A 24,511-nucleotide genomic window follows, 5' to 3' on the forward strand; every position below is an offset into this window, starting at 1 on the left:
AGGGGCGACGGCAGAGGACCGGCGCGGCTCAGGCCGGATCATGGGCGGCCAGATAGCGCTGCGCCACCGCGGCGACGCCGGCAAGCCCCGGCTGCGGGTCGACGATCAGCCGGGTCGGCACGGCGCGGGTATAGGCGGAAAACCGGCCCTTGTCCTCGAACGCCCGGCGAAAGCCGCTGGCCGCCAGGTCGCGCGCCAGGGGCGGCAGGATGCCGCCGGCCAACACCACGCCCGCACGCGCGCCGGTCATCAACGCCAGATCGCCGGCGAAGCAGCCTAAGATGGCGTAGAATTCGTCGAGCGCCGCGCGGCACAGATCGTCGCCCTCGAACGCCAGCCGGGTGACGTCGTCGGGGCGCAGGTCGGGCGCGTCCTGGTCGTGCAGCGCCGACAGCGCGCGGTGGATGTTGACCAGCCCCGGCCCGGACAGCAGCCGCTCGACGCTCAGCCGGGCATAATCGTGGGCCAGAAAACGCGCGATCTCGCGCTGGCGCTCGGTTTGCGGCGCAAAGCTGGTATGGCCGCCCTCGGTCGCCACCACCACCGGCTCGCCAAGCCCGGTAACCAGGATCGCCACGCCGAGCCCGGTGCCCGGCCCGGTGACCGCGAACACCCGCTTGCGCGACGCCTGGGCCGGCGGCGACACCTGGCCCAGGTCGACGAAGGCGGCGTCGGGCAGCACGGCGGCGGCATGGGCCACGGCCTCGAAATCGTTGATCGCGATCACCCGGTCCATATCCAGTACGGCGGCGATATGGTCGAGGCTGTCGCGCCAGACATGGTTGGTCAGGTCGATGACCCCGTCGTGCACCGGCCCGGCCGCCGCCAGCACCGCAGCCCGTGGCCGCTCGGTCACGCCCGCATGGTCGTAATAGGCGCGCACCGCCGCCGCGATGCCGGGAAAATCGGCACATCGAAACGTCGCCACCCGGTGGCACCGGGCGGTGCCGGCGTCTTGAGCCTGGGCCAGCGCAAAGCGCGCATGGGTGCCGCCGATGTCGGCGATCAAGGCGGGCGCGGTCATCGCCGTCTCCCTCTCCCCTATCCGTCCGGGAACAGCACGCTGGCACCGGCCTCGGCGTCCGACACCGTGCGCCGCATGCCGGCGAACAGTTCCCGCCCCAGGCCGAAGCCGTTGGCGGCCAGGTCCGGCTCGGCATCGGCGCGCCGGGCCAACTCCTGCGCCGGCACCAGCACGTCGAGCCGGCCGGTCTCGCCGTCGACGCGCATGGGATCGCCGTCGCGCACCCGCGCCAGCGGCCCGCCGGCGGCGGCCTCGGGCGTCACATGGATCGCCGCCGGCACGCGCCCCGAGGCACCCGACATGCGCCCGTCGGTGACCAGGGCAACCGGGCAGCCCCGGTCCTGCAACACGCTCAGATGCGGGGTCAGCTTGTGCAGTTCGGGCATGCCGTTGGCGCGCGGGCCCTGGAAGCGGATCACCGCGACCATCGGCCCGTCGAGCGCGCCGGCCTTGAACGCCGCCTCGAAATCGCCTTGGGTGGCGAACACCCGCGCCGGTGCCTCGACCACCCGATGTTCGGGCGCCACCGCCGACACCTTCATGATGCCGCGGCCCAGATTGCCCGCCATCACCTGCAAGCCGCCGGTGGGCTGGAACGGTTGCGCTGTCGGGCGCAGCACGTCCGGGTCGCCGCTGTGCGCCGGGGCGGCGCGCCAGACCAGTTCCGCCCGGTCGCCGTCGAGCCCCGGTTCGCGCGTGTAGGCGCCCAGATCCTCGCCCATGACCACCAGCTTGTCGCGGTGCAACAGCCGGGCGTCGAGCAGTTCGCGAACCAGGAAGCCCATGCCGCCGGCGGCGTGGAAATGGTTCACGTCCGCCTCGCCATTGGGATAGATGCGGGCCAGCGACGGCGTCACCGCCGACAGGTCGCGAAAGTCGTCAAGGGTGATGCGCAGGCCGGCGGCGCGCGCGATGGCGGTCAGGTGCATGGTGTGGTTGGTCGACCCGCCGGTGGCCAGCAGGCCGACGATGGCGTTGACGATGGCGCGCGCGTCGACCACCCGGCCCAGCGGGCGATAATCGTCGCCCCAGCGGTCGGTGATCCGGCACGCCTGGCGCGCCGCCTCGGCGGTCAGGGCGTCGCGCAGCGGCGTGTTGGGGTTGACGAAGGCGCTGCCCGGCAGGTGCAGGCCCATCACCTCCATGATCATCTGGTTGGAATTGGCGGTGCCGTAGAAGGTGCAGGTGCCGGGCGCGTGATAGGATCGGCTTTCGGCCTCCAGCAACTGGTCGCGGCTCACCTGCCCCTGGGCGAACAGCTTGCGAATCCGCGCCTTTTCCGCATTGGGCAGGCCCGAGGGCATGGGACCGGCGGGCACGAAGATCACCGGCAGGTGGCCGAAGGCGAGCGCGCCGATCAACAAGCCGGGCACGATCTTGTCGCACACGCCGAGGCACAGGGCGGCGTCGAACATGTTGTGGCTGAGCGCGACGGCGGTGGCCATGGCGATGGTGTCGCGGCTGAACAGCGAGAGTTCCATGCCCGGCTGGCCCTGGGTGACGCCGTCGCACATGGCCGGCACGCCGCCGGCGACCTGGGCGGTGGCGGTCATCTCGCGCGCCGCCGCCTTGATCAGGTCGGGAAAGCGGGCGAACGGCTGGTGCGCCGACAGCATGTCGTTATAGGCCGAGACGATGGCCAGGTTGGGCCGTTCCTCCACCTTGAGCCGGAGCTTGTCGGTGTCGGGCGAGGCGGCGAAGCCGTGGGCCAGGTTGCCGCACGACAGGCGGCCACGCCCCGGCCCGGCCGCCCGCGCCGCCTCCAGCCGGTCGAGATAGGCGCGCCGGTCGGGGCTGGAACGGCGCTCGATACGCTCGGTCACCTGGACGACGGTCGGATGCATGGTCTCGCTCCCCTATCCAGGCACGCGGTGCGCGCGTGCACGCCGGGTCAAGGCGCCCAGAACACCTCCACATTGGCCCGGTTCTGATGCAGGATGGCGCGGATCGGCATCTCGTCGACCGCCTCGCCGGCGATTGCCCGGTCGATCACCGCGCGCTTGTCCTCGCCGACGATCAACACGATCACCAGGTCGGAATTGAGCAACGCCCGCGCGGTCATGGTGATGCGCGGGAACGGCGCGTCGGCCGGCGGGGTCTTCAGGATCACCGCCTTGACATTGTGCTCGGTCTCGGGGTCGAGGCCGCGCTTGAGGTCGGGGTCGCCGGGAAACAGCGACGCCGTATGACCGTCGGTGCCCATGCCCAGCAAGGTCACGGCGAACGGCTGCGGCATGGTCGCCAAGCCCGCCTCGACCGCCTGTTCGGCGTCGCGCGGGTGGCGCTCGGTAGAGATCAGCGGCACGAACTGGGCCTCCGACGCCCGGTCCTGGAGCAGCCGCAGGCGCACCATCTTCTCGTTCGAGGCGTCGTGGTGCGCCGGCACCAGCCGCTCGTCCGACACCGTGACCCAGACATTGGCCCAGTCGATCTTGGCGTCCGACAGCTTGGGGTAGAGCATGCGCGGCGTCGACCCGCCGGCGCACACCAGCGACGCCCGGCCGTCGGCGTCGAGCCGGTGGCGCAAACGGTCGAGCACCGTCTCGCGCAGGGTTTGAAACAGGTCCTTGCGGCTGGCGAATTGCCGTCTTGCTGCTGCCATCGGCTCCTCGTTCGTGCCCCGCCCGTGCCAAGCGCGCCGCCGACCGGACCGCCGCCGCCCGGCTAGTCATGCCAGGTGCGACCGTCGCGCTCGGTCAAGGCGATGGCGGCCGACGGCCCCCAGGTGCCGGCGGCATAGGGCGCCGGGCCCTCGCCTGCCCGGGCCCATCCGTCCAGAATGCCGTCCACCCAGGCCCAGGCCTGTTCCACCTCGTCGCGCCGGACGAACAGCGTGGTGTTATGCTTGATCGCGTCCAGAAGCAGGCGTTCATAGGCGATGCGACGCCGCTGGCCCGGAAACTCGGCGCTCAGCGACAGATCCAACGGCAATGACCGTAGCCGCATGGCGCGGTCGTGGTCCAGACCCGGGATCTTGTTCATGATCTGCAGCCGGATCGTCTCTTCGGGTTGCAGGCGGATCACCAACTGGTTGGGCAGCAGCGGGTCGCTGCCCTGGCTGGCGAAGATCGAATGCGGCACGGCGCGAAACTGGATGAAGATTTCGCTGTAGCGCCGGGGCAGCCGCTTGCCGGTGCGCAGATAGAAGGGCACGCCCTTCCAGCGCCAATTGTCGATATCGGCGCGCAGGGCCACGAAGGTCTCGGTGTCGGAGCCTTGGCGCTCGCCCTCGTCGCGATAGCCGGGCACCGGCGCGCCGTCGATGGCGCCGGCGGCGTACTGACCGCGCACCGTCTTGGCGCCCACATCGCCATGGGTCAGCGGCCGCAGCGAACGCAGCACCTTGACCTTTTCGTTGCGCACCGCGTCGGCGTCCAGGTCCGACGGCGGCTCCATGGCGACCAGGGTCAGCAATTGCAGCATATGGTTCTGCACCATGTCGCGCAGCGCGCCGGCGCCGTCATAATAGGACGCCCGGCCCTCGACGCCCACGGTCTCGGCCACGGTGATCTGCACATGGTCGATATGGGTGCCGTTCCACAGCGGCTCGAACAACGCGTTGGCGAAGCGCAGCGCCAACAGGTTCTGCACCGTCTCCTTGCCCAGATAATGGTCGACCCGGAAGATATCGGGTTCGCGGAACACCGCGCCGACCTGCCGGTTGACCGTGTGGCAGCTTTCCAGATCGTGACCGATGGGCTTTTCCAGGATCACCCGGGTGCGGGCGTCGACCAGCCCGGCCGCGCCCAGATGCTGGCAGATCGAGCCATAAAGCGCCGGCCCGGTGGACAAGAACACCACCTTGTCGCGCGGCGCCAGGGCCGCCACCCCACGCGCCAGGCGCGCGAACGCCGCCCGGTCGCCCACGTCCACGGGCGTGTAGTGGACGCGCGCCAAAAACGCCGCCTCGACCGCCGGGTCAAAGTCGTCATCGGGCAGAAACGCGTGCAGCGCCTCGGACACCCGGGCCCGAAAACCGGCCGCATCCATCTCCGAGCGCGCGCTGGCCATGACCGTCAGATCGTCGGGCAGAAAGCCGTCGCGGTGCAGGTGATAGAGGGCGGGAAACAGCATCCGCCGGGCCAGATCGCCGGTGGCGCCGAACAGGATCAGGCAGCAGGCGCGGGGAAGGTCGAACGGCATTGGCGCTCCTTGGCTGGCGGCCCGGGGACGGCCGGGCGGCGGGCGCAACCGGTCATGGCGCGGGCATCGGGCCCGTTTGCGGATATGGGCCATCGTCGCGCATATGCCAGGGTGGCACGGTCTGCAAACCCATAGCCCCCCGCGCTTCCGCCCAGCCCGCCCGACGCTGCCGGCTAGGCCCCGCACGACGCGCGTCGGATCAGCCGAGCTTCCAACACCACCGAGGCCGGGCGATCGCCGGCTATGCGGCGGATCAATGCATCGAAAAGATACGCCGCGCCGCCCTTGACGTCCTGGCGCACGGTGGTGAGCGGCGGCGTGGCGTGGCGCGCGCTGTGGATATCGTCGAAGCCGGCCACGGCCACATCGCCCGGCACCCGGACGCCGGCGGTGTCGAGGGCCTGAATGGCGCCGAGAGCCAACAGGTCGCTGGTCGCCATCACCGCGTCGAACGCCGGGCCGGCGGCCAGCAGGGCCTGTAACCGCGCCTTGTTCAACAGCCCCGCATTGTGGTGACGCAACACCAGCGCCGGGTCGACGGCCACGCCGGCGGCGGCGTGGGCCTGGCAATAGCCTTGATAGCGGTCGCCGGCCTCGATCTGGTCGGGGTCGCCGAGAAACAGGATACGCCGCCGGCCAAGCGCCAGAAGGTGCCCCACCGCCATGGCGCCGCCGCACACATTGTCGCTGCCAACCGTGATATAGCGCTGATCGGGACGCTGGGCGCCCCAGACCACGAACGGCCAGCCCTCGTCGGCCAGGGCATTCAGCAGATGATGATGGCCGCCCTGCCCCAGCACGATCACACCGCCAGCGCGCTGGGCGCCGATCAGGTCGGACATCAGCGCGCGGTCTTCGTGGATATCGCGCGAAATCAACAGGTCATAGCCCGCGCCGCCGGCCCGTTCAGCCAATTCGGCCACCAGGTCGATCAGGAATGAGGCCGGCAGGCTCAAGGTGCCGCGCCGCACCCCGCAGGTGACCAGCGCCACCGTCGAGCTTTTCCGCAAGCGGAAGCTGCGCGCGCGCTCATTGATGCGATAGTGATGGGCGGCGGCGATCCGGCGCACCTTGTCGCGGGTCTTGGCGCTGACCAGGTTGCTGCCGGCAAGCGCGCGCGAGACGGTGGATTCCGACACCCCCGCGGCGCGCGCGATGTCTGCCATGGTCGGCGAGCGGCCGGCGGACGGTGCCGGCGGCGGGGCCTCGGTTGTCGGTTTCGGTTCGTCGGCCATGGCGCCACTCGTCCCGGGGCCGCCGATCGGCTCCCTCGGGCCACCTTACCGCTCCAGCCGGGGTCAGGCAAACCGTCGCGCTGGCGGGGTTTCCCAGTCTTGACGGTTGACGCCATTGCCTCGCAATTGCGACATCTTTCGTCCGGTTAAATGGTATTCAGGCCTTCCATTATCCGCGCAGGTAGACCAAATGATACTCCGGTGCGTACAAGGGGCGCATGTGAAGGAGCGATTGCGATGAAGCGAGCTTTTACGCCGCCCGCCCAACACCCGATGCTGGCTGCCCCCAAGATCGGCGTGCTGCTGGTCAATCTGGGCACACCCGATGGGACCGATTATCGGTCGGTGCGCCGCTACCTGAAGCAATTCCTGTCCGATCAGCGGGTGATCGAGATCCCGCCGGCGATCTGGCGCGTGATCCTCAATCTGTTCATCCTGCCGCGCCGGCCGTTCGCCACCGGCCGCGCCTATGCCAAGATCTGGAACCACGAACTCAACGAAAGCCCGCTGCGCACGATCACCCGCGAACAGGCGACCCAGGTGGCCAAGACCTTGTCGGGCCAGGTGCCCGGGCTGATCGTCGACTGGGCCATGCGCTACGGCTCGCCGTCGATCCCCGACAAACTCGAAGCGCTGCGCCAGGCCGGCTGCGACCGGATTCTGGTGTTCGGGCTCTACCCGCAATACAGCGCCACCACCACCGCGACCGTCTATGACGAAGCGTTCCGGTCATTGATGAACATGCGCTGGCAGCCCTATCTGCGCACCGCGCCCGCCTATCACGACGAGCCGGCCTATATCAGCGCCCTGGCCGACAGCGTGCGCGACCATATCGACGCCCAGGGCTGGGAGCCCGATATGCTGGTGGCCAGCTTCCACGGCCTGCCGCAAAAATATCTGGACAAGGGCGATCCCTATCACTGCACCTGCCACAAGACCGCGCGGCTGTTGCGCGAGGAATTGGGCTGGGCCGAAGACCGGTTCCTGGTCACCTTCCAGTCGCGCTTCGGCCCGCAGGAATGGCTCAAGCCTTATTTCGACGAAACCATCGCCGCCCTGCCCGAGCGGGGCATCAAGCGGGTGATGACGATCACCCCCGGCTTCGCCGCAGATTGCCTGGAAACACTCGAAGAAATCGCCCTTGAAGGCAAGGAGATCTTCGAAGATGCCGGCGGCGAGCGCTATTCCATGGTGCCGTGCCTGAACACCCGGCCCGACCATGTGGCGATGATTGCCGATATCGTCGCGCGCGAACTGTCGGGCTGGTCCGAGGTCCAGGCCGAACGCGAGGCACGCCGGCCCGAACCCGTGCTGCACCGCCACGCCGCGGAATAGTCGCCGCCGTCCCACCGGTCGCCCCCCACACACACAGCCCGCACGGCTCCCATCGGTGGTCAATACAGGCACGCCGCCCGCATGCCGCCCACCGGCGCCGGCCCATGCGCTCACGCCAGCAGCGCCCGCTCCGCCGCCAGGGCATCCAGACAGGCGTCGATGTCGTCGGCATTGTTGTAGAAGTGCGGCGAGACCCGGACATTGCCGTCGCGCGACGAGGTGATCACCCCGCGCGCCGCCAGTCGCGCCACCAGGGCCGCGTCGTCCACCGCACGGATCGCGATCAGCGCGCCATGGCCATCGGCTGCGGCCGGGGTCGCCAGCGTGGCCCCCAACGCGGCGGCACCGGCCTTCAGCCGCTCGGTCAACGTCGCCACATGGGCCCACGTCCGCGCCACGCCCACCCGATCCATCAAACCAAGGCCGGCCTGGGCGGCATAAAGGCTCGGCACCGGCGGCGTGCCGGTCTCGAAGCGCCGGGCGGTGGCGGCGGGGCGGTGGTGTCGATGGTCCATGGCGAAGATGTCGTCCTGGCCGAACCAGCCGGTCTGGGTGGGCGTCAAGCCGGCGACCAGATCGCGGCGCACGACCAGAAACCCCAGACCTGCGCTGCCGAGCAGATACTTGGCGGTCCCGCCGAGCAGAAAGTCGGCGCCGAGTTTGCCAAGGTCCACCGGCACGGCGCCGAGTGCCTGATAGGCGTCCACCAGCACCCAGGCCCCGGCGGCGCGCGCCAGATCGGCCACCGCCGCCACGTCCGATAGCGCGCCGTTGCGATAGCAGACCAGCGGCAACGACACGAGCCGGGTGCGCCGGTCGATCAGCCGGGTCAGACGGTCGAGCGACAGCCGGCCGCCCGGCGCCTCGGCGGTCACCACCTCGAAGCCGCGGGCCGCCTGGGCGCGCCAGATATGCGCGGTGGTGGGAAAGTCCAGATCGGTGACCACGATGCGGTCGCGCGCCAGCGTCGGCTCCAGCGCGCTGGCCAACGGCCCGAGCACCGCCGAGGCCGAGCCGCCGAGCGCGACCTCATCCGGCGCCGCGCCGACCAGCCGGGCGAGCCGGCCGCGCACATCCTCATAGACCTCAAGCCAGGCCGGCCAGTCGGCGCCGCGGTCATGGCGACCGCTCAGATAGGCGTGATAGGCCGCCGCCACGTCCACCGACAACGCGCCGCCCGAGCAACTGTTGAGATAGACGCTGTGTTCGAAGATCGGAAACCGGTCGCGCGCCCAGGCACCATCAGCCCACGCAACGCCCGCGTCAGCGTCCGCCGGCGCGTGGTCGGCGGTCGCCGGCGCCGCTGTCGACACGCCAGCGGGCGGCTCAAACTGCGGCATAGCAACGGCTTTCGGTCAACGAAACGTGTGGTCGACACGATAACACGGCCCGGGGCACGAAGGCCATCTGACCGGCGCACACGGACCGGACGGCATGTGGTGCGGCTTCGAAATTGTTCACTGAATAGCAACAATTTCCGAAAATATTACTCATCCTCTCCGTAAAAATTGGCCAAGCCCGGTTTTTTCTGCAAGCCCTTTCCTTTATCGACGAGAGTAGCATGGCAACTGATCGCTCCGCCCCGACGGGCGCATCTCCGGCTTCAGCATCGAGCGACGCTGAGGCGATGCTCGATCTCCTGCTGGCCGAGCGCTACCAGGACGTCCCGGACGGGCACGACCCGCTCACCCGCAAGCTGGCTGCCTTGGCCGAACAACTGGCGAGCCGCCGACGGTGGCAGCTGGAGCGCACCATTGCGCTGTCCAACACCGCCAATACCGGGGTGACCGAAATCGCCGAAATGGTGAGCTTGGTTGGCGATGCCGGCAAGCGCGCCGAGGATGTGGTGGACCAGGTGGCGGCCATGTCGCGCTCGGTCGGTGCCATCGCAGACTCCTCCGACGCCGCGTGCCGCACTGCCGATCAGGTGGCCGAAAGCGTCGCGGCCGGCACCCAAGCATCGGCGCAAGCGCGCGCGACCATGACCGACATCGCCGCTGCCACCGCCGACACCCGAACCAAGATCGACGCCCTGGCCGAGGCATCGGCACAGATCGGCTCGATCGTCGACGACATCGAGGCAATCGCCCGGCAAACCAACCTGCTCGCCCTCAACGCCACCATCGAGGCGGCGCGCGCCGGCGAGGCCGGCCGCGGCTTCGCCGTCGTCGCCGGCGAGGTCAAGACCCTCGCCGGACAAGCCGCCCAAGCCACCGTGGACATCCGCGCCCGCATTGAAACCGTGCGAGATGGCACCGCAGCCATCGTCGCCGCCATGGACGCCAGCGCCGACAAGGTCGCCAGCGGCCAGACGGTGATCGACAGAACCAACGCCGAGATGACCTGCATCGACGATCAGGTCCAGACCATGGCCCGCGTCACCCGCGACATCACCCGACTGCTGACCGACCAGACCGAAACCGCCGAAACCATCGCCCGCGACACCGAAACCATCGCCCGCCTGGGCCGCGACAACCTCCGGTCGGTCGAGCGGATCGTCGCCGAGATGGAACAGGCCGACGGGCCCATGGCCGCGTTGATCGATGCCCTGGCCGGGACGGATGCCGGCCTCGACACGGTCTATGTGGCGCAATCCGATCATGTGGTTTGGGTGCGCCGATTGGCCCAGAAACTGGTCGGGCGCGCCGGATTGAAGGCTGCGGAGCTGGCCGACGCGCACCAATGTCGCCTGGGCCGCTGGGCCAACCGCCAAACCGATCCCCAACTCGTCGATCACCCCGACTGGCCGGCGCTTCACACCGCCCACGCCGATGTCCACCGCAGCGGCATCGAAACCGCCCGACGCTACGAGGCCGGCGATCTGGACGGCGCGGTCGCGGTGTTTGCCGACACGCGCACCGCGTCCGAAACCGTGCTGGCGCTGTTGTCGCGGATTGCCAAAGATGTGGCGCCCACCTGATCTTTTTTCTTGATCTCTCTGGCTGATCCGACCGCCTGATCCGCCGTCCCGCTGGCCCCGGCGGTGACCCGCCGCCGGGCGCCGGTCGGGCTCCGGACCATGCCGGCGGCGCATCGCCGCCCCCCGGTGTGCGCCGACACACCCCGGATCGACGCTGATCCGGTTCCGCATTGCTTTTTTCGATCACCGGGATCGGAATAATTCAATTGATCGATCAAGCGTCTCGGGCAAAATGTTGATATTGGAATACCCCATCGCACGTCGATGCCATCGCGCGACGCCAAGTGTCCGGGCCATGGCTTGCCCCTGGGGCATGCGACCTTTGGGGTGGCTCCAAATAGACAAGGGAGAGCTTCGATGCCGAGACCAACGAGACCCGTTTTCTCCACCATGGCGAGCGCGCTGTGCCTGCTCATGCCGATCAGTGCGGCCGAGGCGCAAGGGGCCGCCAAATCGCTTCAGGATTGGTGGCCCGAGCTGGTCGACCTCGGCCCGCTGCGCGACAATGCGACAGCCCTCGACCCGCGCGGCGCCGATTTCGACTATGCCGCCGCGTTCGAGAGCGTCGATCTTGAGGCGCTCAAGGCCGACCTCGAAGAGTTGATGACCACCTCGCAGGATTGGTGGCCGGCGGACTATGGCCATTATGGCCCGCTGTTCATCCGCATGGCTTGGCACAGCGCCGGCACCTACCGGGTCAGCGACGGCCGCGGCGGCGCCGACGGCGGCATGCAGCGCTTCGAGCCGCTCAACAGTTGGCCCGATAATGCCAATCTGGACAAAGCCCGGCGCCTGCTTTGGCCGATCAAGCAGAAATATGGCGACGCCTTGTCCTGGTCCGACCTGATCGTCCTGGCCGGCACGGTGGCGCTCGAGTCCATGGGCTTCGAGACCTATGGCTTCGCCGGCGGCCGCATCGACGCCTGGGAGCCCGAAATGGTCTATTGGGGCCCGGAGGAAGAGATGCTGGCGGGCGAGCGCTACAAGGGCGGGCGCGACATCGACGGTCCGTTCGGCGCCACCCAGATGGGGCTGATCTACGTCAATCCCGAAGGCCCCAAGGGCGAGCCCGACCCGATGGCCGCCGCCGCGGCGATCCGCGAGACGTTCGCGCGCATGGCCATGAACGACGAGGAAACCGTCGCCCTGATCGCCGGCGGTCACACCTTCGGCAAGGCCCATGGCGCCGCCAAGGCGTCGGACTGCCTAGGCCCGGAACCGGCCGCCGCCGGTGTCGAGCGGCAGGGCCTGGGCTGGCAGAACGAGTGCGGCTCGGGCAAGGCCGGCGACACCATCACCAGCGGCTTAGAAGGCGCCTGGTCGATCGACCCGACCGCCTGGACCAGCAGCTATCTGGACAATCTGTTCACCTTCGACTGGGTCAAGACCGAAAGCCCCGGCGGCGCCACCCAATGGGTGCCCAGCCAAGACTATGCCCAGACCCTGGTGCCCGACGCCCACGACGCCGACAAGCGCCACGCGCCGATCATGTTCACCACCGACCTGTCGCTGAAGGTGGACCCCGACTATCGCAAGATCGCCAAGCGCTTCCACGACAATCCCGAAGCGTTCGAAGCAGCGTTCGCCAAGGCGTGGTTCAAGCTCACCCACCGGGACATGGGGCCGCGGGCGCGCTATCTGGGCGATCTGGCGCCCGACGCGGCGATGATCTGGCAGGACCCGGTGCCGGCGGTCGACCACACGCTGATCGACGACGCCGACATCGCGGCGCTGAAGGAGACCATCCTGGCCTCCGACCTGTCGCGCGCCGACCTGGTGGAGACCGCTTGGGCCGCTGCGGCCAGCTATCGCGACACCGACATGCGCGGCGGCGCCAACGGCGCGCGCATCCGCCTGGCGCCGCAGAAGGACTGGGCGGTCAACGATCCCCGCAGCCTGAAGCGGGTGCTCAGGGCGCTCGACCGCATCCAGCGCGACTTCAACCGCGCGCAAAAGGACGACAAGCGGGTGTCGATGGCCGACCTGATCGTGCTCGGCGGCGCGGCGGCGATCGAACAGGCGGCCCAAATGGCCGGCCACCCGGTGACCGTGCCGTTTCACCCCGGGCGCACCGACGCCTCGGCCGAGCAGACCGACGCGGGCTCGTTCGCGGTGCTCGAACCCAAGGCCGACGGGTTTCGCAACTACTATGGCGACGGTCTCGACCGGTCGCCCGAAGCGCTGCTGATCGAACGCGCCGACCTGCTCGGCCTGACGGTGCCCGAGATGACCGTGCTGGTGGGCGGCATGCGTGCGCTCAACGCCAATACCGGCCAATCGCAGCACGGGGTGCTGACCGCGCGTCCCGGCACCTTGACCAACGACTTCTTCGTCAACCTGCTGGACATGGACACCCGCTGGCAGCCCGCCGAGGACGCCGAGCATGTCTATGAGGGCCGCGACCGCCAGAGCGGCGAGCCCCGGTGGACCGCCACCTCGGTCGATCTGGTGTTCGGGTCCAACGCCGAGTTGCGCGCGGTGGCCGAAGCCTATGCGGTCGAAGGCGCAGAAGCGCGGTTCGTGGACGACTTCGTGGCCGCCTGGACCAAGGTGATGACCCGCGACCGCTTCGACCTCGACGCGCGCTCCTGACCCACCGGCGCCCCCTGACGATCCAGCCCGCCGATCCCGACCACGGATGGGCGGGCTGCTGCCCTGCGCTCCCCGAGGCAGGCGCAAGGGAGGCCCGAGAAAGGCCCGAGAAAGACCCAAGGAAAGCACGGAGCGTCTCAGCGGCGCCGCGCCCGGCGGCGGTCGGGGTCCGCAGCGTCCGGCCCCGCCGCGCGATCGGGGGCCCAATCGGCGATCGGGTCCTCGGGCAGTTTGGCCTGGCTCAGCGCGGTTTCCACGGTGGCCAGATATCGCCGCCCAAGACCGGCAATCCGGGCAAAGCCCTCGGCATCCAGGCGGTGCGGCCCCTCCACCGGCAATGCCAGCAAGCCGTCCAGATCCGCCAGCGTCTGCCGCGAGCCGTCGACAATCGCGGCCAGACACCCCAGACGCGCGCCATAGGCGGTCTCGGCAACCCGTTTCGCGTACAGGCTTTGGCGCATCATCGCGGCGGTCGCCGTGGTACGGCGGTGCAGGACGAACAAGACGAGCGCCGCCGCCAGCCCCACCGCCAGGACACCGAGCAGCCCCTCCCAAACCGGCAGGCGCAGCCGGTTCACATAACCGATCCCCAACACCACCAAAGCCACCGCCTGGGCGACCAACAACGCCGCGAGCACACCGTAGAGCGCCGGCGCACGCCGTGCCTGGCCGAGCAAGGCCACCGCACACACGCCAAGCAGCCCGGCGTTCCAAAGAAAGAACGCCAGATCGAGCGCCGGCCACGTGCGCGCCGCCAGCGCCAGGGCGCCAGCCAGCACCGCCGTGGCGGCGACCAACACCGGCATCCGACCCGCCGCCCCGGCCCGCGGCGCGCCGGGGACCGGCGACCCGGCCGGCTCGACCACGCAGCCGATCATCAAAAACAAGCCGTAAAAGGGAAAACACAGCCGCACGAATATCGCCAGCCCGCCCGCCGCACGGGTCAGGTCCACAAGCTGGCCCAACAGGGTCAGAGTCATGAACGCGCAGGACAGGCTGATCCACAGCGGCAGACCGCGCCAGCGCCAATGCCAGGACAAAAAGCCCAGGATCAGCGCAGCGCTGGCGAAGCCGCACAGCGATACCGACAACAGAAAGACCTCTAAGACGTGGTTCCCCATGGGATCAGGACGCCTCTTTCCACCGCGCCTCGCCGATCGGCAGCCGGACGCGGATATAATCGCTATTGTCGCGGGTGTGATATTCGATGTCGCCGTCGGCTTGGGCGACGATGGTCTCGATCAGACACAGGCTCAGATCCGCCTTGATCGATGCGCGCGAGACATAGGGATCGACGCGCCCTTCGAAGATGCCGCTGAGCGTCTGGTGGAGGCCGTCGGTGGCCGGCCACCGCGCGCTGAGCACCATATGGTCGGGATCGACCACCGATGTCACCGTGCCCGAGACCGACAGCGTCCGCAATCGATCGACCAGGATGTCATAATGGCCGCCGGTGAGGTCGACGCCGGTTGCCACCGCCGTGGCCGCGCCCGATGATCCGCCGGCCGGCCGCCAACGCACTGCCTGCACGCTCAGAAACAGCGCGATCTCGTCCAGTATGTCGATCAGCCGCTGCCGACCCTGGGCGATGGCGGCCCGATATTCGGACAGCTTGTGGGCGTGCTGCGACCAATTCTGGGCCATCAGGTCGCCATAGCCGATGACCGCGTTGAGCGGGGTCCGCAGTTCGTGGCTCATGCCGCTGATGAACACGTCCTGGGTCCGCAAGGCGGCGCGCATGGCGCCGGCATCGCGGCGCGCGGCTTGCATGGCGCGATCATAGTGGGTCTGCAGGCGGCTATAGGCGAAGCACACCAGGGCGGCACCGTTCGCCATCGCCAGCAGCCCGGCGCCGATGCCGACCCAAACCGGCAGGTTCGCCGACGAGACGAACGCCGCCCCGATGGCCAGGACCAGCAATCCCCTGGCGACGAACAGACTGGCCACCGCCCCCTTGACCACCCGATCGACCGAGAGGTCGCGCCACGCGAGCCAGGCGGCGGCGACCCACAACCCCATGGTCATGGCGTGGGTCAGCCATAACGCCAGCGTGTTGACCTGACTGAGCGCGTGCAGCCCGGTCTGGAGACCGATGAAGGCGGGTAGGATGACCAGGAACGCGCGCACCGGCAACCGGCTCATGCCGAACCACACCAGCAATGACGGCAGGCCGTAGACGCTGTAGATGACGAAGTAAATCGCCGCATCGCCCTTCAGCTCGAAGGCCAATTCGACCGAATAGAGCGCGGCATTGACCAGATGCCCGATAGCCACGAACGCAAAGCGACGATTGACCCTGTTGGACGACAAAACCGCCAGGATGACGAAGGTGAAGGCGTTAGCCGCGATCGCGATGGCGTAGGAAAACGTGTTTACGATATCGCCATTCACGGTCGCGCTCCTCGGCCAGCACACTCATGCAACCGGAAGCATCATACGCAAAACAAGATGGCAGGAAAATAGCAAGAGCGGCGCGCCAACACCGCACATTTCCGGCCCGCCGCGTAACCAGCGCAAATTTTCGAAAATCCGATCCAATGCCGACCGGCGCGACCCCGCGCCATGAGCGCCATGAGACGAGTGGCCCCCGGCCGAAACGCGGTCAAGCCTCCAGAGCAATTGGCAAAAGATGCGGCAACCCAGCCTGGAAACAAACGCGAACGCCGACCTGACTAGCCGGCGTTATTGGTGAGCCCGACAGGGTTCGACCTGTGACCTACTGATTAAAAGTTTTTGTAAAATCAGAGCTTTACCCCTGTTCAAATAGGGGTGTAACCGATGTAACCCGTTTCCGATGGGGTCACGAATTTTAGGAGGGCTTGGCCGTGCCGCTGAGGTCGCAATGGTTAATGCGACACTGCCCTGGCCGGCTGGCGGTCATGCGCTCGGATCGCGTGTGCGAATGGCCGCCGGGACCGGCTCTATCCGGTGCAGAGATTTGCGGAGATTGCATTGCCCTATGATCGCCTCCAAAGGCGCATCTGGCGGGTGTTTTCGGGTGGTTCCGCAGTGCAGAGAAACCCCCAGGTTTTGAGCGCAGGCGAGGCGGGGGGAGAATTTCGTTTTTCCGCCGTTTTCGCTGCCCGAACGACGCAGGATCAGTTTTCATGAATATGAGGCCTTGAGAGCCATTTTTCAGGCGCTATGATCAGTTTTCATGATCAAGCCTCGCCAGAACCCGTTTTCAGGCACAGTGACCGTTTTTCAGGAACAGCGCCTGCCCGAGCCCGCCGCCCTGGCGGGCTACAGCGCGCTGATCGACGCCTATGGCCTGGCTGTTCCCCTGCCCCGGACCCTGTGTGGCATTGGCACCCGTCACCGGGTGACAGAGCGCGACGGCTGGCGGATCATGACGCCCCGACACGCGCCCGACGCCACGCCGGCGGGTCACCTGACCTTCGCCCTGCGCTATGAGGGCCTGGACCTGGCAGTGTTGAAGCGCCTGTTCCTCACCACCGGCCCCGAACCAATCGAACGGATCGTGCGCGACCAGCCCACCGGGACCTACGCCCGGCGGCTGTGGTTCCTTTATGAATGGCTGATCGGCAAGCTGCTGGACCTGCCAGATGCGGAGGCTGGGCGCTACGTGCCGGTGCTGGACCCGCGCCTGCAATGGGGCATAGAGGGCCGGACGGTACGACGCCAACGGGTCAAGAACAATCTGCCGGGCACGCCGGCGTTCTGCCCGTTGGTGTTCCGCACCCCGACCCTCGACGAGCAGGCGGCGCGCAACCTGGCCGGCCAGGCCCGAGACGTGGCGGCGGCCGTGCCGCGCGACCTGCTGGCCCGCACCGCGGCCTTCCTGCTGCTGAAGGATTCGAAGTCAAGCTATGCTATTGAAGGCGAACGTCCGCCCCAGGATCGCATCCAGCGCTGGGGCCGGGCTATCGGAGAAGCCGGACGCCAGGCGCTCGATCGGCAAGAGTTGTTGCGTCTGCAACGAATCGTCATCGGCGATACCCGGTTCGTCCGCTTAGGCTTTCGAGATGAGGGCGGGTTTGTCGGCAGCCATGACCGCGATAGCCGTCTGCCGCTGCCCGAACACCTTAGCGCCCGCCCCGAGGACCTGGACAGCCTGATCGACGGCATGATCGCCTTCGACACTGGCCCGGCCCAGGCGCTCGACCCGGTGATTGCGGCCGCCGTGTTGGCGTTCGGGTTCGTCTATGCCCACCCGTTCGAGGACGGCAATGGGCGACTGCACCGCTATCTGATCCACCATGTCCTCGCCGAACGCGGCTTCAACCCGCCCGGCTTGGTGTTTCCGGTGTCCGCCGCGATCCTCGACCGGATCGAGGACTATCGCCGCACGCTTGAGACCTATTCCGCCCGGCTGCTGCCGGTGATCCGGTGGGAACCCACGGAACGGTTCAACGTCCATGTGCTCGACGACACCGGCGACTTCTACCGCTTCTTCGACGCGACGCCGCACGCCGAATTCCTCTATGATTGTGTGCGCCGGACGGTCGAACGCGACTTGCCGCAGGAAGCCCTGTTCCTCCGCCAATACGACGCGTTCCGCGATCGCGTGCAGGCGCTGGTGGACATGCCGGACAGCACAGCCGACCTGCTGTTCCATTTCCTGGACCAGAATGGCGGCACACTCTCGAAGCGCGCGCGCCAAAAGGAGTTCGCCGCTCTGACCGACACCGAAGCCGCCCAGGTCGAGGATATCTTTCGGCAGGCTGTGGCGTCTGCGCCCTTTGCCCTTTTTTGAAACACCGTGATACCATCTGCGCGAGCTAATCAACGAGGTCCACCATGCCTTTAGAAAAATTTGCCACGCAGTTGGACAGCGATACATTACAGGACCTGCGCGCCCTGGCGAAAACCGAAGGTCGACAGATCCAATCGCTGGTGCAGGAAGCCTTGTCGGAATACCTGACCGCGAAACGCGAAGGGCGCGCACGCCCTCACGTTCTGCGGGCTTATGAGGGCAGCCTTGAACGCTACGGGTCTGTGTATGAAAAACTCGCCCGATAATGCAGGCTTATGCACGACTATTTGACCCTGGGCGAAGTCCTTACGCTGCACGAAGATCAGGTTAATCGATTTGGTGGAACGCATGGCGTTCGCGACTGGGGGCAATTGCAATCCGCACTTTTTCGCCCCCAAACAGGTTACTATCTCGACCTGATCGCTGAAGCGGCAGCCCTTTGGGAAAGCCTATCGCAGAATCACCCTTTCCTTGATGGCAATAAGCGAACGGCCCTGGCTGCAACCATGGTTTTCTTGGAAATCAATGGTATGGAAGTAACAGCAAAGGCCGATGATCTCTGGGGCTTCCTGAGTGAGTGTTACGAGAAACAGCGCCTTTCCCGTGAGGCGCTGGAGGCTTGGCTGCGCGTCAACACCGCCAGCGCCCGGCCCTACCCGACCGTATAGTCGTCAAAGCGGACGGCCGGGGCCCCGGCCCAGGCGTTCAGATCCTTGAAGGTCTCCATCAACGGCCGCAGTTCGTTGGCGGCGAACACCCGTGCCGCCTTGTCGGCATCGCCGAAGCCGCCGGTGTTGTTGGGGATCACCCCCATCAGTTGAGGCGGCACCCGGTGCGCCGCCATCACGTCATCCCTGGAAACATTCTTGAGCGACAGGAACTCGTCCTTGGCCGCCACTTCGGCGATCGGGATCACCTTCAGGCCGTCGGTCTTGCCGTTGGGGGCGTACATGAACAGGTTGCGGAAATTGCCAGGCCCCTTGGCCTCGCGCATGGCTTCGCGCAACCGGTCGATGTCATCCTGGCTCTGGGCCGGATCGGTCATGTAGAGAATGAAGCCCGCATGGCTGCCATTGACATAATATTTGCGGCGGAACAGCGTCGCCGCTTCGTTCAATAGTGCCGACTGCACCGCGCCCGTATAGGGCGGCATGCCGTAGATTTCCTGCGAGATATCGGGCTCCATCAGGTGCGCCACCCGGCCCGTGATCGGCTGTTCCTGGCCGTCGATCAGTATCACGAACCCGCCGTCCCGGTCGCACCGGGTCCAGCGCGCCGGGATCGGCCGGATGGCCAGCGGCTGGCCCAAGCGGTTGGCGATCAGTTCAGCATAGGCGTTGCCGAACACCAGATAGTCGAGCGCCAGGCGCTTGAAGGTCTGGCGCGACACCAGGTCGGTCGGCCGGAAGCAACTGGACAGGATGTTCGCCTTGACCGTGATTGCCGATTGGTGATGGGGGTTCGACGGCAACAAGCGCGCCAGGCCGTCAAGGCTGATCGGCGGTTCGTAGAAGCGGCCGTTCCAGGCGGCATGGAAATAGCTCGCCACCTCGCGTCGGTCGAGCACCGGCGTCGGGTCGCCGAAGGTGAAGGCTTCGCAGTGGCCGGGTCCGGCCGCGCCGTGGTCCATCAGAACAACTCCATGATGTTGCCCTGGCCGGCGGTGCTGCCGCTGGCCAGCGTGTCGTCATTGTCGAAGGCGGTGAAATCGAGCCGGTCGAGCGCGTGCATGATCGCCCAGGCCACGTCGGCATGGCCGGTCTCGCGGTCGCGGCCGGCGGCGAAGGTGGTCTGACGGCCGCTGGCGGTAGCCGTGCGCTTGATGCCCATGAAAGCCATGGCCACGTCGGTCTGTCCGGCGTCAAACTCGAACAGTCGCTTGGCGATCAGGTGCTTGGCCTTCAGCACCATGCGGCTCTTGGTCTCGACGCTGTACTTGATGCCGCAGGCGGCCGGGAAGAACGCCCGCACCAGTTCGTAGACGCCGGCGCCGATGGTGGTCATGTCGATGCCGATATGCTCGACCCGGTACTTGGCGGTCAGGCGCCGGATCGCCTCGGCCTGAGCCTGGAAGTCGACGCCCGCGAAGCTGATCCGTTCCAGCAGCCGATAGCGCCCGCCCTCGACCGCCGGGGGCGCGACCACGGCGATCGAGGCGCAGTCCTGGTTCAAGGCCGGGTCATATCCCAACCACACCGGCCCGTCATAGGGCGCGGCCTGGTCCGGGTGCCAGTCGGGCCAGGCGTCCCAGGCGTCGACCATGCAGCGCTTCAACTCGTCGAAGGTAAAGAAGGCCGCACTGTCGTCGACCCACTCGCACAGGAACAGATTGGCGAAATCCTGGTCATTGTACTCCAGGCGCAACTGGTCGATGTCGAACAGGTCGCAGCCCTGGGCGGCGGCGTCCTCGATGGTGACGATCTGGCGCCATTGACCGTCGGGGCCGCGCGCGCCCTCGGCCAGGGCGGCATAAGACACGTCGACCTCGACCCGGTCGGCCTTCTTGCGGCCTTTGTTGAAGGCGTCGCCCGACCAGAATGCGTGGGCGTCGTGATTGATGGTCGAAGGGGTCGAGAAATAGGTGATGCGCCATTTCTTGTGCGTGGCCATGGCGCTGGCCACCTTACGAAACTCCAGAAAGCGGCTGATCCAGGCATATTCGTCCAGATAGACATGACCGTGATAGGACTGCGCCGTCTTGGCGTTGGTGCCCAGGAAGTAGAGCGTCGCGCCGTTCCACAGCTTGATCGGCGAGCCCTTCAATTCCACACCGGTCTCGTCCTTGACGAACTGGACGATGTAGTCGCGGAACACGTGCGCCTGCGCCTTGGAGGCTGACAGGAAGATCTGGTTGTCGCCGGTGGTGATGGCGTCGATCAACGCTTCGCGCGCGAAGTACCAGGTGGCCCCGATCTGCCGGCTTTTGAGGATGTTGCGCAACCGGTGGCGCTTCGCCGCGTGCCATCGCCGCTGATAGCCGAACAAGGCCGCGTCCCAGGCCGCGCACAACCGGTCGACCTGGTCGGGGCTCAGGCTGTTCTTTTCGTCCTTCTTCTTGCGCCGGCCGCGGTCGCGCTTGGCGTTGCGTTCGGCGACCGCAGGGTTGAGATCGCCATCGCGACCGCTGTCCTCGAACCGGCGGATCCGCGCCGTGCGCTCCAGAATGCGCGCCAGATTGTCCATCTCCGCCAAGTCGCGGTCCGACTTGGCCGGCTGGGCGATCAGCGCCATCAGCCGGTCGTGCACCTGGGCTTCCACGCGCACCGCCACCGGCGCGCCGTCCCAATCGTCACGGCGCTTCCAACTGTCGATAGTCGAATAGGGCACGTCCAGAAGCCGGGCGATCTGGGCGCAACTGGTGCCCCGCCAATAGAGGGTGCGCGCCTCGATGCGCGGCGCCTGGCTGTCTTCGTCCTGGTCCATGGGGGCAACACTGGCAACAGCCGGCCGTGGCGCGCGCGGCCTTCCAGGTTGCAAGCCGGCCATGACAACCGCTTCCCGGTGGCATCGCCAGAAGCGGCGCGCGCAGCATGGCGCAACCCTGCTGATCGTGCCTCAACCCCGGGAAGCCCGCATGAAGACGAAGTTCTATCGCGTCTGCCGTTCAGGCCCGACCATCGACGGCCGGACCATCACCCCCGAACAGATCGACCAGATGGCCGAGACCTACGACCCCGACACCTATGGCGCGCGGGTCTGGGTCGAGCATCTGCGCTCGCTGCTGCCCAACGACGACGCCCCGTTCAAGGCTTATGGCGACGTGCTCGCGCTCAAGGCCGAGACCGACCAGGACGGCCACCGGCTACTGCTGGCCCAGATCGACGCCACCGAAGACCTGGTCAAGCTCAACGCCCGGCGCCAGAAGGTCTATTGGTCGGTGGAGATCGACCCCGACTTCGCCGCCAGCGGCAAGGCCTATCTATGCGGCCTTGCCCTCACCGACACGCCGGCGAGCCTCGGCACCGAGATCATCAAGCTGTCGCTGACCCATCGCGCCGAACTCAACCAGACCCCGCCCGAACGCCTGTACAGCGTGCCGGTGGACGCGCCCATGGAAGCCGCCGCGCCGGCTGATGGCCGCCCCCCTTTCTGTTGTCGATGAGGTAGCATCGCAGGTGTGGAAGGGAGCCCGGCCCCAGGACCAGTGTCTAAAGAGCTTTGCCCTGATCGAGGGCCATGTGCTGCGCAGCGGTCGCCGCATGGGCGACGTGCTGGCCGACGCCATCGAGCCGCGCCATGCCGATGCGCTGTATGAGGCGCTGCAATGGGTCGAAGACATGGCCAAGGACGGCACGGTCACCCGTCGCCGGCGCCTGGCGACCGCCAACGCGGCCATGCGCGCGGCGCGCCTAGTCGATCGGTCTGCGTGCCGGCTGGGTGAGGCGCGGCAATCCCTTCTCCAAGATGGGCCTGGACACCAGAGGCGTGGGCGGACGCACCCGGCCGGCCACGCGCGCCGAGTTGGAAGCCCTGATCCGCACCGCCGATGCCGAGGGCCTGCCCTCGATCGGCACCGCTGCGATGCTGGCGTTCGAACTGTGCCAGCGCGAAGGCGACGTGATCGGCACCTGTGATCCGGACGGACGGTGGCACGGGCTGTCGTGGGACGGCTATCGGTGCCGTCGGCCGAGAGCGGGCGGAAATCCAAATCCGCCAGCACAAGACCGGGACGTGGATCTGGGTGCCCCTTTATGACCGGGACGGCCCTCTGTTCCCGGGCCTGGTCGAGCGCCTGGAGGCCACGCCGCGGCGTGGGCCGCTGATTGTCATGCGCGACCGCCCCGACCGCCGGGAAAAGGTGCATCTGCCCTACAAGGGCGACTATTTCCGCCACCTCTACCGCCGCTTGGCGGACCAGGCCGGGCTGCCGCGCGACCTTTACTTCATGGGGTTCCGGCACGGCGGACTGACCGAATTGGGCGACGCCCAGGGCACCGACCAGGAGTTGATGAGCCTGGGCGGGCACAAGAGCCGGCAGATGCTCACCATCTACACCCGAACCACCCGCACCCAGGCCGCCTCGGCCGCCCGAAAACGCCGTGCGATGCGGGCCGAATGAGCGGAAAGTTCGGAACGGCGGTCTGGGAAAAGGTCGGAATAGCCCTCGCCCGACCGAGCCGGCATGAAAGAAGTGCTTATTTTTCAATGAAATATATGGTGAGCCCGACAGGGTTCGAACCTGTGACCTACTGATTAAAAGTCAGTTGCTCTACCAGCTGAGCTACGGGCCCCTTGGCGTGGGCGAGGCGCACCCTATGGTTGGCCGCCGCCGGGGTCAAGCCTTTCGATCATGCTTTTTCACGCCCCCGACCTGTTTTTTCCCGTCGCGCCCACCCCCTCGGGCCGGACGCGCCCCGGTCGCTCAAAGGGGCTCGATGTCGCCGCCGCGATAGCCGGCCAGGAACGCCTCGGCATAGGCGTCGAGGCGGTTGTCGGCGATCGCCTGGCGCAGCTCGGCCATCAGCGTCTGATAGAAGGCCAGATTGTGCCAGGTGAGCAGGATCGCGCCGAGCATCTCGCCGGCCTTGACCAGATGGTGCAGATAGGCGCGGCTGTAGGCGGCCGCCGGGCTCGCCACCCGTGGGTCGAGCGGCCGCGGGTCGTCGCGGTGGCGGGCGTTCTTGAGCGTCACCGGGCCGGCGAAGGTGAACGCCTGGCCGGTGCGCCCCGAGCGCGTCGGCAGCACGCAATCGAACATGTCGATGCCGCGACACACCGCGCCGACGATGTCGTCGGGCTTGCCGACCCCCATCAGATAGCGCGGCGCGTCGTCGGGCAGATGCGGGACCGTGTGGTCCAGGGTCTGAAACATCAAGTCCTGGCCCTCGCCCACCGCCAGGCCGCCGACCGCATAGCCGTCGAAGCCGATGGCCTGGAGCGCCTCGGCCGAGCGCGCGCGCAGGTCTTCATAGACGCCGCCCTGGACGATCCCGAACAGCGCCGCACGGGCGGCATGGTCGCCGCCGGCGTCGAAGCCCGCCCGGCTGCGCGCCGCCCAGCGCATGGACAATTCCATCGACGTGCGCGCCTGGTCGTGGCTGGCCGGGAACGGCGTGCACTCGTCGAACGCCATGACGATGTCGCTGCCCAACAGGCGCTGGATCTCCATCGACCGTTCGGGCGTCAGCAGATGCTTGGTGCCGTCCAGGTGCGACCGGAAGGTGACGCCCTCCTCGGTCAGCTTGCGCAAGTCGGTCAACGACATGACCTGAAAGCCGCCGCTGTCGGTCAGGATCGGCCGGTCCCAGTTCATGAACCCGTGCAGACCGCCCAGGGCCGCCACCCGCTCGGCCCCCGGGCGCAGCATCAAATGATAGGTGTTGCCAAGCAGGATGTCGGCGCCGGTGGCGCGCACCTGTTCGGGCAGCATGCCCTTGACCGTCGCCGCCGTGCCCACCGGCATGAACGCCGGCGTGGCAATGTCGCCGCGCGCCATGGCCAGCGTGCCGGTGCGCGCGCGCCCATCCCGGGCGTGGACGGTGTAGTGGAAACGGGGACGGGGGGAAGCGGTCATGGGCGGTCTGGGTCCACAATGGCAGAAACAA

The 24,511-nt window shown here is 67.5% G+C and carries 20 protein-coding genes and 1 tRNA gene; 9 read left to right on the top strand and 12 right to left on the bottom strand.

Translation table 11 applies throughout. The annotated features are described in order from the left end of the window. Positions 1–28 precede the first annotated feature (28 nt). The 5 genes from glk to EV659_RS02700 form a co-directional block, all read right to left on the bottom strand. On the bottom strand, positions 29–1,024 hold the full coding sequence (gene glk / locus EV659_RS02680; protein ID WP_132707226.1) for a glucokinase: 996 nt from the start codon (positions 1,022–1,024) through the stop codon (positions 29–31). Positions 1,025–1,041: 17 nt separating this feature from the next. After that, positions 1,042–2,868 (bottom strand): phosphogluconate dehydratase, encoded by a 1,827-nt coding sequence (gene edd / locus EV659_RS02685; protein ID WP_132707228.1) that lies wholly within the window; start codon positions 2,866–2,868, stop codon positions 1,042–1,044. 47 nt (positions 2,869–2,915) lie between these two features. Further along, positions 2,916–3,626, bottom strand: coding sequence for a 6-phosphogluconolactonase (pgl, locus tag EV659_RS02690; protein ID WP_132707230.1), 711 nt, complete (start codon positions 3,624–3,626; stop codon positions 2,916–2,918). 62 nt (positions 3,627–3,688) lie between these two features. Then, entirely contained in the window at positions 3,689–5,167 is a 1,479-nt protein-coding gene (gene zwf / locus EV659_RS02695) for a glucose-6-phosphate dehydrogenase (protein ID WP_132707232.1), read from the bottom strand. A 173-nt stretch (positions 5,168–5,340) separates the two neighbouring features. Beyond that, entirely contained in the window at positions 5,341–6,402 is a 1,062-nt protein-coding gene (locus EV659_RS02700; protein ID WP_132707234.1) for a LacI family DNA-binding transcriptional regulator, read from the bottom strand. Between the two features lie 237 nt (positions 6,403–6,639). Between EV659_RS02700 and hemH the strand changes: the two genes are divergently transcribed. Next, positions 6,640–7,737: a ferrochelatase gene (gene hemH, locus EV659_RS02705; protein WP_132707236.1), complete on the top strand. Its 1,098-nt coding sequence runs from the start codon at positions 6,640–6,642 to the stop codon at positions 7,735–7,737. Between the two features lie 110 nt (positions 7,738–7,847). Here hemH and EV659_RS02710 read toward each other — a convergent pair whose 3' ends face one another. After that, positions 7,848–9,077 (bottom strand): aminotransferase class V-fold PLP-dependent enzyme, encoded by a 1,230-nt coding sequence (locus EV659_RS02710; protein ID WP_132707238.1) that lies wholly within the window; start codon positions 9,075–9,077, stop codon positions 7,848–7,850. A gap of 287 nt (positions 9,078–9,364) precedes the next feature. Between EV659_RS02710 and EV659_RS02715 the strand changes: the two genes are divergently transcribed. Next, complete coding sequence (locus EV659_RS02715) at positions 9,365–10,657, top strand: methyl-accepting chemotaxis protein (RefSeq protein ID WP_165878669.1); 1,293 nt, start codon at positions 9,365–9,367, stop codon at positions 10,655–10,657. Between the two features lie 357 nt (positions 10,658–11,014). After that, entirely contained in the window at positions 11,015–13,249 is a 2,235-nt protein-coding gene (gene katG, locus EV659_RS02720) for a catalase/peroxidase HPI (protein ID WP_132707242.1), read from the top strand. Between the two features lie 137 nt (positions 13,250–13,386). Here katG and EV659_RS02725 read toward each other — a convergent pair whose 3' ends face one another. Both EV659_RS02725 and EV659_RS02730 read right to left on the bottom strand, forming a co-directional pair. Continuing rightward, entirely contained in the window at positions 13,387–14,370 is a 984-nt protein-coding gene (locus EV659_RS02725) for a hypothetical protein (RefSeq protein WP_132707243.1), read from the bottom strand. A gap of 4 nt (positions 14,371–14,374) precedes the next feature. Next, positions 14,375–15,640 (bottom strand): sensor histidine kinase, encoded by a 1,266-nt coding sequence (locus tag EV659_RS02730; RefSeq protein WP_132707245.1) that lies wholly within the window; start codon positions 15,638–15,640, stop codon positions 14,375–14,377. Positions 15,641–16,406: 766 nt separating this feature from the next. On the opposite strand from EV659_RS02730, the gene EV659_RS02735 reads away from it, so the two are divergent. From EV659_RS02735 to EV659_RS02745, 3 genes are read left to right on the top strand one after another with little or no spacing between them, the layout of a single operon-like run. Continuing rightward, positions 16,407–17,966, top strand: coding sequence for a Fic family protein (locus EV659_RS02735; protein ID WP_132707247.1), 1,560 nt, complete (start codon positions 16,407–16,409; stop codon positions 17,964–17,966). 44 nt (positions 17,967–18,010) lie between these two features. Beyond that, on the top strand, positions 18,011–18,232 hold the full coding sequence (locus tag EV659_RS02740; protein ID WP_132707249.1) for a hypothetical protein: 222 nt from the start codon (positions 18,011–18,013) through the stop codon (positions 18,230–18,232). Between the two features lie 9 nt (positions 18,233–18,241). Continuing rightward, on the top strand, positions 18,242–18,634 hold the full coding sequence (locus EV659_RS02745) for a type II toxin-antitoxin system death-on-curing family toxin (RefSeq protein ID WP_132707251.1): 393 nt from the start codon (positions 18,242–18,244) through the stop codon (positions 18,632–18,634). On the opposite strand, the gene EV659_RS02750 is transcribed toward EV659_RS02745, so the two are convergent. Together EV659_RS02750 and EV659_RS02755 are read right to left on the bottom strand one after the other, a co-directional pair. Continuing rightward, entirely contained in the window at positions 18,619–19,596 is a 978-nt protein-coding gene (locus tag EV659_RS02750; protein ID WP_132707253.1) for a phage portal protein, read from the bottom strand. The genes EV659_RS02745 and EV659_RS02750 overlap by 16 nt on opposite strands. After that, on the bottom strand, positions 19,596–21,389 hold the full coding sequence (locus EV659_RS02755) for a terminase large subunit domain-containing protein (protein ID WP_132707255.1): 1,794 nt from the start codon (positions 21,387–21,389) through the stop codon (positions 19,596–19,598). Before EV659_RS02755 ends, EV659_RS02750 begins: the two co-directional genes overlap by 1 nt. A 151-nt stretch (positions 21,390–21,540) precedes the next feature. Here EV659_RS02755 and EV659_RS02760 point away from each other — a divergent pair, with 151 nt between their 5' ends. The 3 genes from EV659_RS02760 (at position 21,541) to EV659_RS02765 (ending at position 23,025) form a co-directional block, all read left to right on the top strand. Next, positions 21,541–22,068, top strand: a complete 528-nt coding sequence (locus EV659_RS02760) for a GPO family capsid scaffolding protein (protein ID WP_165878670.1) — start codon at positions 21,541–21,543, stop codon at positions 22,066–22,068. Positions 22,069–22,427: 359 nt separating this feature from the next. Further along, positions 22,428–22,661 (top strand): hypothetical protein, encoded by a 234-nt coding sequence (locus tag EV659_RS14970; protein WP_242463592.1) that lies wholly within the window; start codon positions 22,428–22,430, stop codon positions 22,659–22,661. Further along, positions 22,648–23,025 carry a site-specific integrase gene (locus EV659_RS02765; RefSeq protein ID WP_242463591.1) on the top strand — a complete coding sequence of 126 codons (378 nt, stop codon included), beginning with the start codon at positions 22,648–22,650 and terminating at the stop codon, positions 23,023–23,025. The genes EV659_RS14970 and EV659_RS02765 overlap by 14 nt, the downstream gene beginning before the upstream one ends. Before the next feature lie 96 nt (positions 23,026–23,121). Here EV659_RS02765 and EV659_RS02770 read toward each other — a convergent pair. Together EV659_RS02770 and tgt are read right to left on the bottom strand one after the other, a co-directional pair. Further along, positions 23,122–23,197, bottom strand: a tRNA-Lys gene (locus EV659_RS02770). Between the two features lie 131 nt (positions 23,198–23,328). Continuing rightward, entirely contained in the window at positions 23,329–24,480 is a 1,152-nt protein-coding gene (tgt, locus tag EV659_RS02775) for a tRNA guanosine(34) transglycosylase Tgt (protein WP_132707261.1), read from the bottom strand. Between the last annotated feature and the right edge of the window lie 31 nt (positions 24,481–24,511).

Origin of the sequence: Rhodothalassium salexigens DSM 2132, from assembly GCF_004341375.1 — a bacterium.
Classification (GTDB): Bacteria; Pseudomonadota; Alphaproteobacteria; order Sphingomonadales; family Rhodothalassiaceae; genus Rhodothalassium; species Rhodothalassium salexigens.

Excerpts from the sequence above, each read along its gene's own strand:
- EV659_RS02755 (WP_132707255.1), bottom strand. The coding sequence starts at position 21,389 with ATGGACCAGGACGAAGACAGCCAGGCGCCGCGCATCGAGGCGCGCACC.
- EV659_RS02760 (WP_165878670.1), top strand. The coding sequence starts at position 21,541 with ATGAAGACGAAGTTCTATCGCGTCTGCCGTTCAGGCCCGACCATCGAC.
- glk (WP_132707226.1), bottom strand. The coding sequence starts at position 1,024 with ATGACCGCGCCCGCCTTGATCGCCGACATCGGCGGCACCCATGCGCGC.
- EV659_RS02700 (WP_132707234.1), bottom strand. The coding sequence starts at position 6,402 with ATGGCCGACGAACCGAAACCGACAACCGAGGCCCCGCCGCCGGCACCG.
- EV659_RS02710 (WP_132707238.1), bottom strand. The coding sequence starts at position 9,077 with ATGCCGCAGTTTGAGCCGCCCGCTGGCGTGTCGACAGCGGCGCCGGCG.
- edd (WP_132707228.1), bottom strand. The coding sequence starts at position 2,868 with ATGCATCCGACCGTCGTCCAGGTGACCGAGCGTATCGAGCGCCGTTCC.
- EV659_RS02740 (WP_132707249.1), top strand. The coding sequence starts at position 18,011 with ATGCCTTTAGAAAAATTTGCCACGCAGTTGGACAGCGATACATTACAG.
- EV659_RS02725 (WP_132707243.1), bottom strand. The coding sequence starts at position 14,370 with ATGGGGAACCACGTCTTAGAGGTCTTTCTGTTGTCGGTATCGCTGTGC.
- zwf (WP_132707232.1), bottom strand. The coding sequence starts at position 5,167 with ATGCCGTTCGACCTTCCCCGCGCCTGCTGCCTGATCCTGTTCGGCGCC.
- katG (WP_132707242.1), top strand. The coding sequence starts at position 11,015 with ATGCCGAGACCAACGAGACCCGTTTTCTCCACCATGGCGAGCGCGCTG.
- EV659_RS02750 (WP_132707253.1), bottom strand. The coding sequence starts at position 19,596 with ATGGACCACGGCGCGGCCGGACCCGGCCACTGCGAAGCCTTCACCTTC.
- hemH (WP_132707236.1), top strand. The coding sequence starts at position 6,640 with ATGAAGCGAGCTTTTACGCCGCCCGCCCAACACCCGATGCTGGCTGCC.
- tgt (WP_132707261.1), bottom strand. The coding sequence starts at position 24,480 with ATGACCGCTTCCCCCCGTCCCCGTTTCCACTACACCGTCCACGCCCGG.
- EV659_RS02745 (WP_132707251.1), top strand. The coding sequence starts at position 18,242 with ATGCACGACTATTTGACCCTGGGCGAAGTCCTTACGCTGCACGAAGAT.
- EV659_RS02735 (WP_132707247.1), top strand. The coding sequence starts at position 16,407 with ATGATCAAGCCTCGCCAGAACCCGTTTTCAGGCACAGTGACCGTTTTT.
- EV659_RS02715 (WP_165878669.1), top strand. The coding sequence starts at position 9,365 with ATGCTCGATCTCCTGCTGGCCGAGCGCTACCAGGACGTCCCGGACGGG.
- pgl (WP_132707230.1), bottom strand. The coding sequence starts at position 3,626 with ATGGCAGCAGCAAGACGGCAATTCGCCAGCCGCAAGGACCTGTTTCAA.